At 59.7% G+C, this 15,594-nt stretch carries 16 protein-coding genes; 5 read left to right on the forward strand and 11 right to left on the reverse strand.

The annotated features are described in order from the left end of the window. Positions 1-86 precede the first annotated feature (86 nt). The 3 genes from HGP16_RS03505 (at position 87) to HGP16_RS03515 (ending at position 5,239) form a co-directional block, all read left to right on the forward strand. Complete coding sequence (locus HGP16_RS03505; RefSeq protein WP_168838647.1) at positions 87-2,675, forward strand: mechanosensitive ion channel family protein; 2,589 nt, start codon at positions 87-89, stop codon at positions 2,673-2,675. Positions 2,676-2,892: 217 nt separating this feature from the next. Continuing rightward, the gene (locus HGP16_RS03510) at positions 2,893-3,723 is read left to right on the forward strand and encodes a response regulator (protein ID WP_168838648.1); all 831 of its coding nucleotides are present in this window, start codon (positions 2,893-2,895) and stop codon (positions 3,721-3,723) included. A gap of 184 nt (positions 3,724-3,907) precedes the next feature. Continuing rightward, positions 3,908-5,239: a diguanylate cyclase gene (locus HGP16_RS03515; RefSeq protein WP_168838649.1), complete on the forward strand. Its 1,332-nt coding sequence runs from the start codon at positions 3,908-3,910 to the stop codon at positions 5,237-5,239. Between the two features lie 33 nt (positions 5,240-5,272). On the opposite strand, the gene HGP16_RS03520 is transcribed toward HGP16_RS03515, so the two are convergent. The 3 genes from HGP16_RS03520 to HGP16_RS03530 all read right to left on the reverse strand — a co-directional run bounded on the left by HGP16_RS03520 (position 5,273) and on the right by HGP16_RS03530 (position 7,122). After that, positions 5,273-6,292, reverse strand: coding sequence for a GlxA family transcriptional regulator (locus HGP16_RS03520; RefSeq protein ID WP_409526807.1), 1,020 nt, complete (start codon positions 6,290-6,292; stop codon positions 5,273-5,275). Between the two features lie 303 nt (positions 6,293-6,595). After that, positions 6,596-6,802, reverse strand: coding sequence for a DUF1127 domain-containing protein (locus HGP16_RS03525; RefSeq protein WP_168838651.1), 207 nt, complete (start codon positions 6,800-6,802; stop codon positions 6,596-6,598). Positions 6,803-6,876: 74 nt separating this feature from the next. Beyond that, complete coding sequence (locus tag HGP16_RS03530; RefSeq protein ID WP_168838652.1) at positions 6,877-7,122, reverse strand: hypothetical protein; 246 nt, start codon at positions 7,120-7,122, stop codon at positions 6,877-6,879. A gap of 122 nt (positions 7,123-7,244) precedes the next feature. Between HGP16_RS03530 and HGP16_RS03535 the strand changes: the two genes are divergently transcribed. Then, the gene (locus HGP16_RS03535; RefSeq protein WP_168838653.1) at positions 7,245-8,144 is read left to right on the forward strand and encodes a LysR family transcriptional regulator; all 900 of its coding nucleotides are present in this window, start codon (positions 7,245-7,247) and stop codon (positions 8,142-8,144) included. Positions 8,145-8,162: 18 nt separating this feature from the next. Here HGP16_RS03535 and HGP16_RS03540 read toward each other — a convergent pair whose 3' ends face one another. The 7 genes from HGP16_RS03540 to HGP16_RS03570 all read right to left on the reverse strand — a co-directional run bounded on the left by HGP16_RS03540 (position 8,163) and on the right by HGP16_RS03570 (position 14,477). Then, entirely contained in the window at positions 8,163-10,163 is a 2,001-nt protein-coding gene (locus HGP16_RS03540; protein ID WP_168839152.1) for an ASKHA domain-containing protein, read from the reverse strand. Positions 10,164-10,217: 54 nt separating this feature from the next. After that, positions 10,218-10,598 (reverse strand): hypothetical protein, encoded by a 381-nt coding sequence (locus HGP16_RS03545; RefSeq protein WP_312862839.1) that lies wholly within the window; start codon positions 10,596-10,598, stop codon positions 10,218-10,220. After that, positions 10,552-11,517 carry a methyltetrahydrofolate cobalamin methyltransferase gene (locus HGP16_RS03550; protein ID WP_168838654.1) on the reverse strand — a complete coding sequence of 322 codons (966 nt, stop codon included), beginning with the start codon at positions 11,515-11,517 and terminating at the stop codon, positions 10,552-10,554. The genes HGP16_RS03545 and HGP16_RS03550 overlap by 47 nt, the downstream gene beginning before the upstream one ends. A gap of 103 nt (positions 11,518-11,620) precedes the next feature. Further along, positions 11,621-12,727 carry a methylenetetrahydrofolate reductase gene (locus HGP16_RS03555; RefSeq protein WP_168838655.1) on the reverse strand — a complete coding sequence of 369 codons (1,107 nt, stop codon included), beginning with the start codon at positions 12,725-12,727 and terminating at the stop codon, positions 11,621-11,623. 3 nt (positions 12,728-12,730) lie between these two features. Beyond that, positions 12,731-13,309, reverse strand: coding sequence for a methylenetetrahydrofolate reductase C-terminal domain-containing protein (locus HGP16_RS03560; protein WP_168838656.1), 579 nt, complete (start codon positions 13,307-13,309; stop codon positions 12,731-12,733). After that, the gene (locus tag HGP16_RS03565) at positions 13,302-13,604 is read right to left on the reverse strand and encodes a virulence factor (RefSeq protein ID WP_168838657.1); all 303 of its coding nucleotides are present in this window, start codon (positions 13,602-13,604) and stop codon (positions 13,302-13,304) included. Before HGP16_RS03565 ends, HGP16_RS03560 begins: the two co-directional genes overlap by 8 nt. Positions 13,605-13,838: 234 nt before the next feature. Next, the gene (locus tag HGP16_RS03570; RefSeq protein WP_168838658.1) at positions 13,839-14,477 is read right to left on the reverse strand and encodes a DUF1638 domain-containing protein; all 639 of its coding nucleotides are present in this window, start codon (positions 14,475-14,477) and stop codon (positions 13,839-13,841) included. Positions 14,478-14,492: 15 nt separating this feature from the next. Here HGP16_RS03570 and HGP16_RS03575 point away from each other — a divergent pair, with 15 nt between their 5' ends. Beyond that, complete coding sequence (locus HGP16_RS03575) at positions 14,493-14,654, forward strand: entericidin A/B family lipoprotein (RefSeq protein ID WP_015340221.1); 162 nt, start codon at positions 14,493-14,495, stop codon at positions 14,652-14,654. Between the two features lie 64 nt (positions 14,655-14,718). Here the strand turns inward: HGP16_RS03575 and HGP16_RS03580 are convergent, their stop codons facing one another. Next, positions 14,719-15,420 (reverse strand): corrinoid protein, encoded by a 702-nt coding sequence (locus tag HGP16_RS03580; RefSeq protein WP_047633207.1) that lies wholly within the window; start codon positions 15,418-15,420, stop codon positions 14,719-14,721. Positions 15,421-15,594 lie beyond the last annotated feature (174 nt).

Raw genomic sequence — 15,594 nt, forward strand, 5'->3', positions numbered from 1 at the left:
ACACTATAGGACGACTCGGTTCGCGATTTTCTTCGGCGATTTCGATCATCCGCTGCCTGCGAGTTATGTGCGACGAGGAGCTTTGCTTGCGCCCGCTGAAATTCCGTCTTTTTCTGCTGCCCCTTTTGCTGCTGGGATTGGGCACCGTTACCGCCACCCTTCCGTTGGCGGGTAGCTATGCCTTTGCGCAGGATCAGCAGCCGGCCCAGCAGTCGCAACAAACGGATCAGCAACAGCCCACGCAGCTTGCAAACGGGTTGCTGGATGCGGCCGTTGCCGATCTCAATAAGGCAAAGAAGACATACGACACCCTCCAGGACAGCGCAAAACAATCGGGAGCGGACGATGAGGCGCTGGTGGCGCTCTCGGGCCGTGTCGACGAGCTCAATCGCGCCGTCGCTGCAATCTCGACACGTCTGAAACCCCGCACCGCCGAGATCGATACGCGCCTGACCCAGCTCGGCGCTGCCCCCAAGGAGGGCCAGCCGCCGGAAGCGCCGATCGTCGCGCAGGAGCGTGACCGGCTCAATGCCGAGCGCGCGCAGATCAGCGCGGTGATCCTCGATGCCGACAATCTGACCGCGGAGACCAATCGGCTTTCCATGCAGTTCATGGAAATGCGCCGAAAGCTGTTCGCCGAGACATTGTTCAAGCGGACGGAGATTTCCGGTGCCACATTCGACGATGCGGGCGCGGCTCTCGTCGATGAGGGCATCAAGTTCAGCGGCGCCGTGACGAGCTGGATCGGATTCGTGCTGAAAGCCAAGCTCGCTTCGTTCCTGGCCGCCGTTTGCCTGTCGATCGGCGCGGCACTGCTATTCCTCGCCGGTGGCTATAGGCTGTTCCGCCGTTATTACGTGCAGGACGAGGCCATCGAGAATCCGCCCTATATCAGCCGGCTCTCCGTCGCCTTCTGGTCGACCTTGATCCGCACCCTGTCGTTGGCGGCATTTCTCGTCACGTCCTTCTTTTTCCTGTCGAATTTCAATGTCCTGCGACCGGATATCGCGCCGATACTGGCGGCGGTCTTCGGTTTCATCGGGCTTGTCTATTTCGTCGGCCGCCTGAGCAACGCCGTCTTCGCGCCGTTCCGGCCGCACTGGCGCCTCGTCAAGCTGTCGAACAAGGGCGCGCATTCGCTGACCTGGTGCCTGCAGGCAATGGCCGTGGTCAATGGTTTGGACTACGTCTTCGACCGCATCAGCGAGTCCATGGGTTCGCCCGTCGTCGTCACCGTTGCAAAGAGCTTCCTGGCGGCGCTGCTGATCGGCCTCATTCTGATTGCCGCCTCGTTCGGCTCGCCGATGCTGGCCAAGAACGGCGATCCGGATGCGCCAGGCCGTCATTGGCCGCATGGCATGGCAATCATTCTTCGCGCTCTCGGCATATTGGTGATCTTCATCTCGTTCATCGGTTATGTCGGCCTCGCCCGCTTCATGGCAACGCAGATGATCGTGACGAGTGCGGTCATCGCGACCATGTATCTCGGCTTTCAGCTCGGCAAGGCCGTATCGAAGCAGGGCGTCTTTGCCGAAACGATCATCGGCCGCTTTCTGGAAAACCGGCTGAAGCTTCGCGAAGTGGCGCTCGATCAGGCCGGCCTCGCTGCCGGGCTGGCGACCTATGCCGTCGCGCTGCTGACGGGCATTCCGTTGATCCTGCTGTCCTGGGGCTTCCACATCCAGGATCTGGAGGTCTTCGCCTACAGGCTGTTTACCGAGATCAAGATCGGCAACATGTCGATCTCGTTGCTCGGCATATTCGTTGGCATTCTGCTGTTTGCCGGCGGTTATATGATTACGCGCTGGTTCCAGCGCTGGCTCGACAGCAATGTCATGGCGCGCGGGCAGGTGGATCTGGGCGTCCGCAACTCCGTGAGGACCGGTATCGGCTATCTCGGCATAGCCTTGGCCGCCATCTTTGCCATTTCCGCTGCCGGCATCGATTTGTCCAGCCTCGCGCTCGTCGCCAGTGCCCTTTCGGTCGGTATCGGTTTCGGTCTGCAGAACATCGTGTCGAATTTCGTGTCCGGCCTGATCCTTCTGGTCGAACGGCCTTTCAAGGTCGGTGACTGGATCGTGTCGGGCACTTCGGAGGGTATCGTCAAGCGCATCTCGGTGCGGGCGACCGAGATCGAGACCTTCCGCAAACAGTCGATCATCGTACCGAATTCCGAGCTCATCAACGCTTCGCTCGGCAATTGGACGCATCGCAACCGGCTCGGCCGCTCGGAAATTCCGGTATCCGTCAGCTATGATGCCGATCCGCGCAAGGTCATGGATATTCTGCTGGAACTGGTGCGGGCGATCCCGAAGGTCCTCAGAAATCCCGAGCCGCACGTGGAGTTCCTGCGCTTCGGTCCGTCATCTCTGGATTTCGAGATGCGCTTCTACCTCTCGGATCTTTCCGACGGCATGGAGATCCGCAACAATCTGCGCATCGAAATCCTGAGGCGGTTCAAGGAGGAGGGGATTGCCATTCCCTATCCGCATCAGGAGCTGCATATCGTTCGCGACGGCAGGAGAGAGCGGCACGGCGATATTGCGGCCAGTATATTGACGGATTCGGCCGATGGGCCGGAGGCCGATCCGGCGGAAGGTGTTGCTCCGTCCGAGGAGAGTGCTTCCGAGGTAAAGGGTGCCGGCCGTCGCCGCGGCAGAACCGCAGCGGAGTGAGCCGGGCAGGGCCGGACTTGTAGCCGGCATCAGTGGCACACGATGCTCAACGCTTGCTGATCATCGACCGGTTCCAAGAGCCGGAACATTCGCCTGCGTCCGCCGCGGCGGATGCTACCTTTCTTCATCTCTGGGAAACCAATCGGTTTAATGAATCCGCAAAAGCTTTGTTCTAAAAAAGTACAGAGGGGATCATTTTCAGTAACAGGTTTTCATTATGCCATTTCTGGGTGTTTCGGGGATGCAGTATTCCGGTGCGTCTCTTGCCGGCTCGCGCATTCTCCTTGTCGAGGATTCCAATCTTTTCACCGCTATGATCCGGGCCAGGCTCAAGGAGCTTCTGGACATCGATGTCGAGATTTGCCGCAATTTCGAGGAATTGCAGCTTGCCTATGACAAGTCGTCGGAGCCGATCAAGCTGGCGATCTCGAATATGAACCTACCGGGAGCCGAGAAAGGCGAAGCCCTGGCTTATCTGGTCGATCTCAGCATTCCCACCATCGCCTTCACCGGCACCTTCCTGGAGGGTATGCGCGACGAGCTGATCGCCAGAGATGTCGTCGATTACATTCTCAAGGACAATGTGTTTGCGGTCGACATGCTGGCGGAATCGATCTGCCGCTTTCTCACCAACCACCGCCATCACGTGCTCATCGTCGATGACAGTGCGACGGCGCGCGCTCTGCTGTCCAGCCGCCTGAAGCGCTATAACTTCCGTGTCAGCGTTGCCGAAAGCGGCGCCAAGGCGCTCCAAATCCTGAAGGCCAGTCCGGATATCGGCCTTATGGTCACGGATTACAACATGCCCGACATGGACGGCTTCGAACTGACGCGGCGCATTCGCGCCACCACCGGTTCGCACGAGCTGCGCATCATCGGCGTTTCGTCGTCCAACAACCGGCTGCTCTCGGCACGGTTCCTCAAGGCCGGCGGCAACGACTTCATCCTGCGGCCATTCATCGACGAGGAATTCTACTGCCGCGTGAATCAGAATCTCGACACGCTTTTGCAAATCCAGACGGCGCGTAAAGTCGAGGAAACCGCCTAGGCATTGCGAAAGCAGGGAAGTCCATCAAAAGAATGTGAGGAGAAATCATTTTTGTATAAAACTCCGCAATCTATGGTTCCAATTTTTTCACGAATCCTGTTCAGGATAAGGTGAAGGACGGTTTGGCAGACCCTGCAATTGACTGAGATTCAGGCGCCTACGGCGCGGGAGGAATTGAAGGGAAATGGTACTGCATGTGGGATCCCTCGGCGATGGCGGCGGCCACCGCAACGGCCACCAGAAGATACTTCTGGTGGAGGATTCCCGCATGTTTTCAGCCGTGCTTTCGCATCGGTTCGAGACCGAACTCGGCCTGGCGGTTACGCATTGCCCATCGCTGAAAGTGTTGAACGACGCGCTGGCGGATGCGGACCGTGGCTTTACCATGGCTGTGATCGACCTCAATCTGCCCGACGCTGCCCATGGCGAGGCTTTGGATGTCGCCGTCGCCCACAATATTCCCACCATCGTTTTTACCGCGTCTTTTGACATGGCGACGCGCAACCGCATCATGGAGCGCAGTGTCGTCGATTACGTGCTCAAGGACGGCGAGTTCGCGCTCGACAATCTGGTCTCGTCCGTCCGGCGCGCCATTGCCAATCGATCGACGCGCGTATTGGTTGTGGACGATCTTCCGTCGGCTCGAAAGATGCTGACGGATTTGCTGCATGCCCAGCAGTTCAAGGTCACCGAAGCCGGCACCGGGATCGAAGCCCTGGCGGCGCTCGAGGAGTTCAACGATATCGAAGTGGTCGTCACCGACTACAACATGCCCGATATGAATGGCCATGAACTGACCCGTCGCATCCGCCATCGTTTTGGTTCGGACCGGATGCGGATCATCGGCATTTCGTCATCGAATGACCGATTGCTGTCCGCGACCTTCCTGAAGGCCGGCGCGAGCGATTTCATCTATCGCCCCTTCGTTCCAGAGGAATTACAGTGCCGTATCGCGTTGAACGTCGAGACATTGGCGCAGCTGAAGCAATTGCGCGCGGCGGCGGCGAGCGACTATCTGACGGGTCTTTATAACAGGCGTTATTTCTACGACCACGGTCCGCGTCTCGTAAACGATTGCCTGCGCCGCCAGCGTCCGAGTTCGGTCGCCATTCTCGATATCGATCATTTCAAGAATCTGAACGATACCTATGGTCACGAGATCGGCGATCAGGTCTTGAAGGCGGTTGCCGGCCGGCTCGGTTCGCTTTTTGAAGGCAGCGACAACCTGCTCTCCCGCCTCGGCGGTGAGGAGTTCGCCATTCTCTTTACCGAAATGAATTCACGCGCGGCGACCGAGGTGTGCGACGAGGTGCGCCTCAGCCTTGCGGATCTGAAGGTTCACGCCGATGACGAGGAATTGTCAGTGACGGTTTCCATTGGTGTTGCCGAGATCGCCGGATACGAATCCTTCGACAACTATCTCAACGCCGCCGACCAGTTTCTCTATATGGCGAAACACAATGGTCGCAATCAGGTCTATTCGGACTTCAAGATGACCCAGGAGGCGGCCCAGTAGGCCGCGCCCCATAGTCGTGATTGCTCGGGCCTTTTAGACGACGATCCCCGTGCGGTTCGTCGACATGGTCAGCTTGCGCTCGGCGCGCTCCTGCTGCGGCGAGCGGTTGTAGAGCTCGCGATAACACTTGGAAAAGTGCGAGGCTGAAACGAAGCCGCAGGCAACAGCGACTTCCACGACCGGCATGGAGGATTGCACGAGCAGGTGCCGGGCGCGGTCGAGGCGAATTTCAAGGTAATAGCGGGCCGGCGAGCGGCCCATTTCCTGGCGGAACAGGCGCTCGATCTGCCGGCGCGACAGGCCGGCATCGTCGGCGATTTCCAGGAGCGACAATGGCTCGGCGAGATTGCTTTCCATCAGCTCGATGATGGAGAGAACCTTGGCGTTCTGGACACCCAGGCGCGCGCGCAGCGGCAGGCGCTGACGGTCGTGCGGGCTGCGGACGCGGTCGGTCAGCTGCTGCTCGCAGACGCGGTTGACGAGGTTTTCTCCGAAGTCCTGGCCGATCAGGTTCAGCATCATGTCGAGCGAAGCCGTGCCGCCGGCGCAGGTATAGATGTTGCTGTCGACCTCGTAGAGATCGGCATAGACTTCCGCCTGCGGGAACGTTTCGGAAAAGCCGGGCAGGTTCTCCCAGTGGATCGCACAGCGCTTGCCGTTCAGCAATCCTGCCTGAGCAAGCACATGCGCGCCCGTACAGAGGCTGCCGACGGCGACGCCGCGATTATAGGTCTCGCGCAGCCAGGCGTTGACCGACTTGTTGTGAAATTCCTCGACATAGATGCCGGAACAGACCAGCACCATGTTCGGGCGGTTCTCGCCGCCGAGATAGCGGCGCTCGTCGGTAAGGGAGGAATTGACCTCCAATCCGATGCCGCTGGATGAATAGACTTTCTGGCCGTCCGCGGAGGCTAATCGCCACGTATAGGCGGGGTAGCCCAGCATGCGGTTGGCAATCCGCAGCGTCTCGATCGCGGCGGAAAACGGCAGCATGGTGAAATGTGGGACGAGGAAGAAAACCAGGGAACGCGTCTTAATCGGAGTCTTGCTCATATCGTGAAAATCCATGCTCCAGGACCATTGCGTATTCCTTGCGCCAAATACGTCGGCCCGATGGTCTATTAGCGACACTGGCATGGATAATCGCGGCCGCAAAGGGATATTTGCGCTTGTCAGGAAAAATGTCGCTCTACGGAGAGGATTGAAGGGGATGGCGGGCAATCCGCCGGAGCAAAGGAATGTATATGAAGGTAATTCGAGAAATTATTCGGGAATGCGCGTTCAGATGATTAAATGTTCAAAAGGCGACACTCGTTGGGGTTGAGCGCCGCCTTCAATGCTTTCGATCTTTTGCAATCATCGCATGACTTTCGGATTTTTCGTTTCGTTTGCGGCCGGCCAGCCGAGGTCCTTGCGCAGGTCGTCGGACAGGGACTCAAGCTCGCGAAGCGAACGCCATTGCTGCCAGCGACGGGCGATGCGAGAGATGAAGGGTACGTAACTGCCGCCTGATGGAAACGAATTCCGCATCCTGCCGGGTTGTCTATAGATGATCGTTGTCATTTCCGGGTTCCTTTCAGTGTCAACCGCTCAAAATGTCACGCCCATTGGGTGTAAATATGGATCTGGCAAACCAATCAATCAAGCGAATAGATCTTATGGTTGCCATCAGTATTTTTGAACGAACGCACCTTGCCGGGCTTGCGCTCGAGGATCGACAGCGTCCGATCTGGCGGCAGGCCGCGCGCGTTTACGTCGTCGATCAGATGAGCCGGAAAGCGGGTTACGATCTCATCAAGCGTATGTTGCGCCGTCCGCTGAATTTTCCGGACGCGTAAGAGCGTGAAGAGGCGAGAAGCTTCGCTCAATGCCGTGTCAGCCATGATTTTACTCCTTTGCGGCTGTCTGCGTGAATTTCCATTAGGTCTAATATGGGACTTCGTTGACATTCAGACAAATGAAATGATATGGTGTTTAAAATCAGAAAAATTGAAAGTTAACCGTTATGACCGTTCCGCTCCGCCGGCCCATACCGTTGCTTGACAATGAAGTTCTGCGCACCTTCGTCGCGATCGCCGAAACGGGGAATTTCTCCACGGCCGCCGATGCCGTCTTTCGTACACCGTCTGCCGTTTCGATGCAGATCAAGAAGCTGGAGGAGCAGCTCGGCGTGACGCTGTTCCTGCGCGACGCGCGCTCGGTGAGCCTGACGCAGCACGGTGAGATGCTGCTTTCCTATGCCCGCAACATTCTGGCGCTTTCCAACGAGGCGGTCTCGCGCTTCATCATGCCTGAGCTCAGCGGCGTGGTGCGGCTCGGCGCCCCCGACGATATTGGTGAGCGGCTCTTGCCGACCATCCTGAAGAGCTTTTCCGAGAGCTATCCGGGCATCATGGTGGATGTCGTCGTGGATATGAGCATCCAGCTCAAGAAGCGCATCGAGGAGCAGCGGCTGGATCTGGCCCTGATCAATTGCGCGACGCGGCCTTTCCCGACGGAGGGGGAGGTTATATATACCGAACGCCTCGTCTGGGCCGGCGCCAAGTGCGGCACCGCCTATCGTCGCGATCCGCTACCGATTTCCATATGGGAAGAGGGCTGCATCTGGCGGTCCGAAGCCATGGCGCAGCTGGAGAGACAGAAGCGCGCCTATCGCGTCTCCTATCTCAGCGCCCATACGATGGCGCAGCGCGCCGCTATCGTCTCCGATCTTGCGATCGCGCCGTTCCCACGCTCCTACATCACCGATGATATGGAAATTCTCGGACCGAACGAGGGGCTGCCGGAACTGACGTCCTTCGACATTCGTCTGCTGACGGCATCGCAGATGACGGGGCCGATGAAGGCGGTGGCCGACAGCATCCGCCAGGCCTTTGTCGAGATCGGGCGCAAGATGGCCGCGTGAACCGCGGCCAGCCGTTTCCTATTCGCGGCTGCGGCGACGCCTGCGACCGCCACCTTCTCCGCCATCATCGGAAATCTGCTTGCGTTCGGGCAGCGTGACGACCTTGGAGAGTTCCGGGAAGGCGTCCACCTTGTTCGGCAGGGCCATGGCGTAGACAAAATGCTCCTGAAACTTTGATTCAAGCGCCGTCTCTATCTTCTCGATTTTCCTGACGGTTTCCTCGATCTCACGGCGATGGCCGCGGTTGAGCAGAGCCATGCGCGCGCCGGTGCCGGCGGCATTGCCGACGGCCTTCACCTTGTCCAGCGCGCAGTCCGGGATGAGCCCGAGCACCATGGCGTATTTCGGATCGATGAAGGTGCCGAAGGCGCCGGCAAGGCCGATCCGGTCGACGTGATCGATGCCCTGCTTGTCCATCAGCAGCTTGACGCCGGCATAAAGCGCGGCCTTGGCAAGCTGGATGGCACGTATGTCGTTCTGCGTCACCGTGATGCGGGGTTCGCCATCGCGCAGCAGATAGGAGTAGGTGCGGCCGTTCTGCAGGATGCGCGGCGAGCGCGCCGCCATCGCGCCATCGACCACGCCATCCTCCGAGATGATGCCGGTCAGGAACATTTCGGCGACGACCTCGATGATGGCGGAGCCGCAGATACCGGTGACGCCGACCTTGGCGGCGGCGTCTGCGAAGCCCGGCTCGTCCGACCATGGCTCGATGCCGATCACGCGATAGCGCGGTTCGAGCGTGACGGGATCGATGCGCACGCGTTCGATCGCACCGGGTGCCGCGCGCTGGCCGCTTGAAATCTCAGCACCTTCGAAAGCGGGGCCGGTCGGCGAGGAGGCGGCGACAACGCGATGGCGATTGCCGAGCACGATCTCCGCATTGGTGCCGATGTCGACCAGCAGCATCATCTCGTCCTGGCGATGCGGACCCTCGGCAAGCGTTGCGGCAGCCGCGTCGGCGCCAACATGGCCGGCAATGCAGGGCAGCATGTAGATCCGCGTACCGGCGTTCATCGGCAGTCCGATTTCCGCCGACTTCAGATGCACCGCCCCCGATACGGCAAGCGCAAAGGGAGCGCCGCCAAGCTCGGTCGGATCGATGCCGAGGAAAAGATGATGCATGATCGGATTGCCGACGAAGACGGCGTTCAGAATATCCTGGCGCGAGACGCCGCCATCGGCGCAAACCTTGTCGATCAAGCCGTTCAATGCTTCGCGCACAGCGTTGGTCATCGCCTCGCGGCCGTCCGGGTTCATCATCACGTAGGAGACACGGCTCATCAGATCCTCGCCGAAGCGGATCTGCGGATTTGAGGCGCCTGCCGATGCCACGGTTCTGCCCGACAGCAGCGACGACAGATGCATGGCGATCGTCGTCGAACCGATATCGCAGGCGATGCCATAGGCCTCGTTCTTCAAGCCGGGATAGAGTGCGATCAAGCGGGGACGCTCGGTGTCCTGATCACGGTGAATGGCAGCCGTCACCTTCCATTCGCCCTTGCGCAGGATCGCCTGCACCTGCGGAATGAGGTGGAAATCCACTTCGAGATTGTCGTATTTCCAGTCCGCTGCGATGGCCGCCTTCAGGCGATCCAGATCGCCAAGCGGCTTGTGCATGTCGGGCTCCTCGACCTCCACGTAACACATGTGCACGGCCGCATCGCGGGCAATAATGCGCTCGTCGGCGGCTTTCCGCACCACCTGCGCATTGATGACGGTATCCTGCGGTACGTCGATGACGAGATCGCCCTGGATCAGCGCGGAGCAGGAGAGGCGGCGGCCTTCGGGCAAATCGCGCACCTCGGCATAGCGCCGCTCCTTTGGCCCGATCGGTGAAAGGTGGTCGTTGGCAGAGACGATCTTGTGCTTGGCGAAATTGCCTTCCTGCACCGAAACCTGGCAGCGCCCGCAAGTGGCGCGACCGCCACAGACGCTCTCGACATAGACGCCGAGCTGGCGCGCCGCCTCCAGTACCGGGGTTCCCGTGGGGAAGCGACCGCGCTTGCCGGACGGCATGAAAAGGACGAGAGGGTTCGCGCTGTCACCGGCTTCGGCCACGGATCAGCCTTTCTATTTTGTAAGGCGGCGCGCGTTCGAGCGAACGCGCCTGCTATAGGGTTCTATCGCGGCGTGCGCGATCGCGTCGGCGACGTGGCGCTGCGATTGGCTTGTGGGGCTTGCCGTCAGTACCGCGATGCCTTGCTGCATCATCGCGGCGTTGACGGCAACGGCGCTTTCGGCCGCTGCCATCATCTTCTCGGAGATCATCCGATTCATCTCGGCCGCGTTCACATTGCCAGCCAAAGCATCCATCCACATTTGCTGCAGCCGTATCGCAATCACGACGGGCGACTGCAGCCACAGGGTGGCAAGATCGTTTGAAAAGCCGCGACCGGATGCCATGCTATTCCCTCGCAGCGCCGGCGCCAGCGCGTGCGGCGCGGCCGCCACGTCGTCCGCCGCCGGCAGCGGGAGCGGCTGTGGAGACAGGGGCAGCGCCAGCTTCCGCCGGCTTGTAATCACGGTAGGTCATGATCCAGTTGGTGCAATTGGCGTCGGTGCCATTCAGCACGTTGGCGGCGCGCACAGCCTCCATTTCCTGCGGGCGGCAGGGGTTCATGATGGCCGAGGTCATGCCGGCACCGATGACCATGGGAATGAAACCGGCATTGATGCCATGGCGATGCGGCAGGCCGAACGAGATATTGGAAAGGCCGCAGGTGGTGTTGACCTTCAGCTCGTTGCGCAGGCGATGCAGCAACGCGAAGACCTGACGGCCGGCATCGCCCAGAGCGCCGATCGGCATAACGAGCGGGTCGACGACGATGTCGTGCGGCTTGATGCCGTAATCCATGGCGCGCTCGACAATCTTCTTGGCGACGGAGAAGCGGACATCCGGGTCCATGGAAATGCCGGTCTCGTCGTTGGAAATCGCGACGACCGGCACATCGTATTTCTTGATGAGCGGCAGAATGGCCTCGAGCTTCTCTTCTTCGCCCGTCACGGAATTGACCAGCGGCCGGCCCTTGGCGACCTTGAGCGCCGCTTCGATGGCTGCCGTGACCGAGCTGTCGATGGAAAGCGGCACATCGACGAGGCCCTGCACGATCTCCAGCGTCTGCACCAGCAGGCCCGGTTCGGTTTCATTGGGGTTGACCGAAGTGACGCCAGCATTGACGTCCAGCATGGTCGCACCGGCCGCCACCTGCTCCAGCGCATCCTTGATGACAGTGTCGAAATTGCCTTCGATCATCTCGGCGGCGAGCTTCTTGCGCCCCGTCGGATTGATGCGCTCGCCGATCACGCAGAAGGGCTGGTCGAAGCCTATGATGATCTCGCGGGTGGCGGAGGCAACGATGGTACGCGTCATGTCTGATCCTCTGGTCGATTGGCCCGATAGCTGGTCTACCGTGCGGTGATCTGGGTTACAAGCCGGCCGGTTTCTCTCCTGGCCTGCTTCTATCGTATCGAAGTCAATGCGCCTGCGGCGGCGTATGGTGGGCTGCAATTTCCGCCATCGCCTGCTGGTTTTCTTCCCGGCCTTCGCTGATCTGGTGCAGCCGCTCGGCAACCAGAACGTCGCTGCGGCTTGCCTCGCGCTTCCAAGGCTGGCGGCCCTTCAGAACACCGGAATCATGCACCATTTCGGCGACATACTCCTCCTGGCGATAGGCCATGACGTGAATGCCGGAAACGCCCTCGATCTCCTGCACCTCGTTGATGATATCGATGCAGAGCTGCTTGCCTTCCTTCTTCTGATCCTGCGCACCTTCGATGCGCTTGATGACGGCATCGGGAATATGGACGCCCGGCACGTTGGAGCGCATCCAGCGGGCGGTCTTTGCCGATGCGAGCGGACCGACGCCGACGAGAATGAAGCACTTTTCGGTGAGGCCGAGATCGCGGACCTTCTTCATATAGTCCCGGAACATCGGCACGTCGTAGCAATACTGGCTCTGGACGAACTGCGCGCCGGCCTCGATCTTCTTCGCCAGCCGATAGGGGCGGAAGTCGTAAGGCGGTGCGAAGGGATTGATGGCGGCGCCGAGAAAGACTTTCGGCGGTGATGTCAGCTTTCGGCCGGAGAGGAATTTCCCGTTGTCGCGCATGATACGCACGGTTTCGAGCAACGACATGCAATCGAGATCGAAGACCGGCTTGGCGCCCGGCTGATCGCCTGCCTGCACCCCGTCACCGGTGAGGCACATGATGTTGCACACGCCCATGGCAGCCGCGCCCAGCACGTCGCCCTGAATGGCGATGCGGTTCTTGTCGCGGCAGGCGATCTGCATGATGGGGGCATAGCCCATGCGCGTCAGCAGGGCGCAAATCCCGACGGAAGACATATGGCAGTTGGCGCCGGAGGCATCGACGGCGTTGATGCCATCGACCCAACCTTCGAAAATCGCGGCGCGCTCGTAGACGTCTTCGGCATTGGCGCTGTCGGGTGGGTTCAACTCGGCGGTAACCGCGAATTCGCCGCGACGAAGGACGCGTTCCAGCCGCCCGAGTGAATAATGGCCGGGCAGGGGATCGAGCGGCAGATGGACGCCAAGCGGGTTTTCATCGATATGCGACATCGCTCAGGCTTCCTTTTTCGCCGTTTCACGGGCTGCTGCCGCTTCCGCCGTGACGCGAAGCCATGAGGATGTTTCGCGCAGCGACTGGTTCACGGGTTTCTGCACGTTAAGGATCGCGTCCCCGTGGGTCATGTTCCTCGAGCCGTTCCAGGCCTGCACCCAGACGCAGGGCATGTCGGGCTCCACCTCGCAATTGCCGTTGGCGCGTACGCCGCCGCAAGGGCCGTTGCGCAGCTGCTTGGGACAGTTCATCGGGCAGGACATGCCCGTCGACGACAGCGCGCACTGGCCGCACATGCGGCAATCAAACAGGAAGCCCTTCACATTGCGTTCGATGAAGGTAATCGGGCGCTCCACGCGTTCATAGCCGAACGCTTTCCACAGCGGATGAAGCAGGAGGAAGGCATCGGCGAAGCGACGGTAGAACCATTCCAAGAAGCGCGAGTGACGGACAGCCCATAGGCGGACTGTATATTTGCGCCGGGCGCGGCGATTGGGGGAGACGCCGGCCGGTGTATAGGCGCCGCTGGCTGCCTTTGCACCTGCCGCGGCGTTGCCGGGCTTCTGGACGGCATCAGCCATTGTCGCGGCCCCCGGCCTTTACCAGCGCCACCAGCCGCTCGCGATCGTAGGCGGCCTCAAGCTCGCTTGCCGCCTTGTCCGCCTCGGCTTCGAGATCGTCGGAAACGGCCACGGGATCCGCCTTGCGCCATTCGGCAAGATAGTCGTCCGTTTCGGCGGCACCCGTGCGCATGGCACACATGTCTATTGCTTCGGTAAAGCGCAGCGAAAGCTCACGTTTTGCCGTCTGCCTACCCTTCTTGATAATCACCTGGGCCGGAATGTCCCGCCAGTAGACGACAATGCGATCTGCCATGCACAAATCTCCTCTTCACACAAGAATGCACGCCGGCCGACCATCGGACTGCGCTCGCCACGACGCGGCACATGCCGAAAAGCGACGCCGCGTGAAAAGCTTGTCCGTGAGCGTCCCCAGCGAGCATTTTCCTTTGAAATTACCGGGTTCGAACTGTGATTGAATGAACCTCACTCGTCCAGCATGTCGGTGGCGACAAAGAAGCAGCCGGCAGGAAACGAGAGGGCGTCGCAATCAGACGACCGACAGTTCGCGGGCAAGATCGCCGTAGCCGGTCAAGCGATATTCGTAGTCCAGGCCGAGGTAGGCGGCGGCTTCCTTCGCCTTTGCCTGCAGCAGGGGATCCTCCTCCTGCGAGAGGTAGACAACCTTGCGGTAGTTGCCGAAATACATGTCGCGCAGCTCCGGATGACGATCCAAACCCAGTGGGACGATGACGAAGGATTCGAACTGACGGGCCAGGAAGTCGGTCAGGAAAAACGACGTGATATCATCGTCACGCGCCGCGAAAGCCTCATTGCCCGTAAAGAAGGAGTAACAGTGCGGGCCGGACAGGCGCTCTATTCCCTCGCGCTCGCAAATCCTGTCGATATCTCCCCCGGTACCGCAATCGGCATAGCCGATGAAGATCTTGTCGAATCCGCGCGAGCGCGCATCGGCGATTGCCTGTTCCAGCGCCGGTGCGATCTTCTGCGGATAGGAATGGTAAATTGCGGGAAGACAGTGCAGGTCGATGTGGTCGAGCCCGTTTATTCTAACGACCGCCAGTATTTCGCGCGCGATTGCGCCGCACGCGATCACATGAACTTTTTGAGTTGTTACGCGTTTATCGGGCGGAGGGTTTTTCTCCGAATTTTGCCGATCAACATCCATTCAAAGGGGCTCCTGATGATGACCGTATCGACAACAAGCAAAATCGCCGCCGCTTTCGCCGTGCTTATGGTGCTTGCTTCGTGCTCCAACACCATTCGTGGCATGGGCAGGGATACGGCAAACGCCGTCAATGCGACGGAAGATGCCGGTCATACCGTCAAGAAGGCTGCTCAGTAACTCATTTGGGATGCCCGCAGGCCGGCGACAACCTTTTCGTCGCCGGCTTGGAGAAATAAAGCAATCAGGCTCCCGCAGCCAGGCTATTGTGCTTGCGCTTCATGAATTCCTTGGCGGTTTCGACCGCCACCGCAGCGTCGCGGCAATAGGCGTCCGCACCGACAGCCTTGCCGAACTCCTCGTTGAGCGGCGCGCCGCCGACCAGCACGACATAGTCGTCGCGCAGGCCTTTTTCCTTCAGCGTGTCGATAACGACCTTCATGTAGGGCATGGTAGTGGTCAGCAGCGCCGACATGCCGAGAATGTCGGGCTGTTCGCGTTCGATGGCGTCGAGATAGTTTTCGACCGGATTGTTGATTCCAAGGTCGATGACATCGAAGCCGGCGCCTTCCATCATCATGCCGACGAGGTTCTTGCCGATGTCGTGAATGTCGCCCTTGACGGTGCCGATCACCATCTTGCCGAGCTTGGGTGCACCGGTCAGTGCCAGCAGCGGACGCAGGATGGCCATGCCGGCCTTCATCGCATTGGCGGAAAGCAAAACTTCCGGAACAAAGAGAATGCCATCGCGGAAGTCGATGCCGACGATGCGCATGCCTTCGACAAGCGCTTGCGTCAGGACGTCGTAAGGCGTCCAGCCGCGGTCGAGAAGGATCTGCGTCGCTTCCTCGATCTCTTCCTTCAAGCCGTCATATAGATCATCATGCATCTGCTGCACGAGTTCTTCATCAGAAAGTTCCGCGAGAATGATTTCGTCGTCAGACATGCGCTCCATCCCATTTTCGTGCAATGCATCAGAGGCTTGTATAAAACAGTGTCGTTATTACCGATAGACCCGAAGTCTGCCAAAACTCTTTTCGAATGCGACGTCGCGCGGATCAATCGCGACGAATGGAGAACAGTCGATATTGCCGCACCGATGTCTGTCCTATGCTAATTG

It is taken from the genome of Rhizobium sp. P40RR-XXII (assembly GCF_012641405.1).
Classification (GTDB): domain Bacteria; phylum Pseudomonadota; class Alphaproteobacteria; order Rhizobiales; family Rhizobiaceae; genus Rhizobium.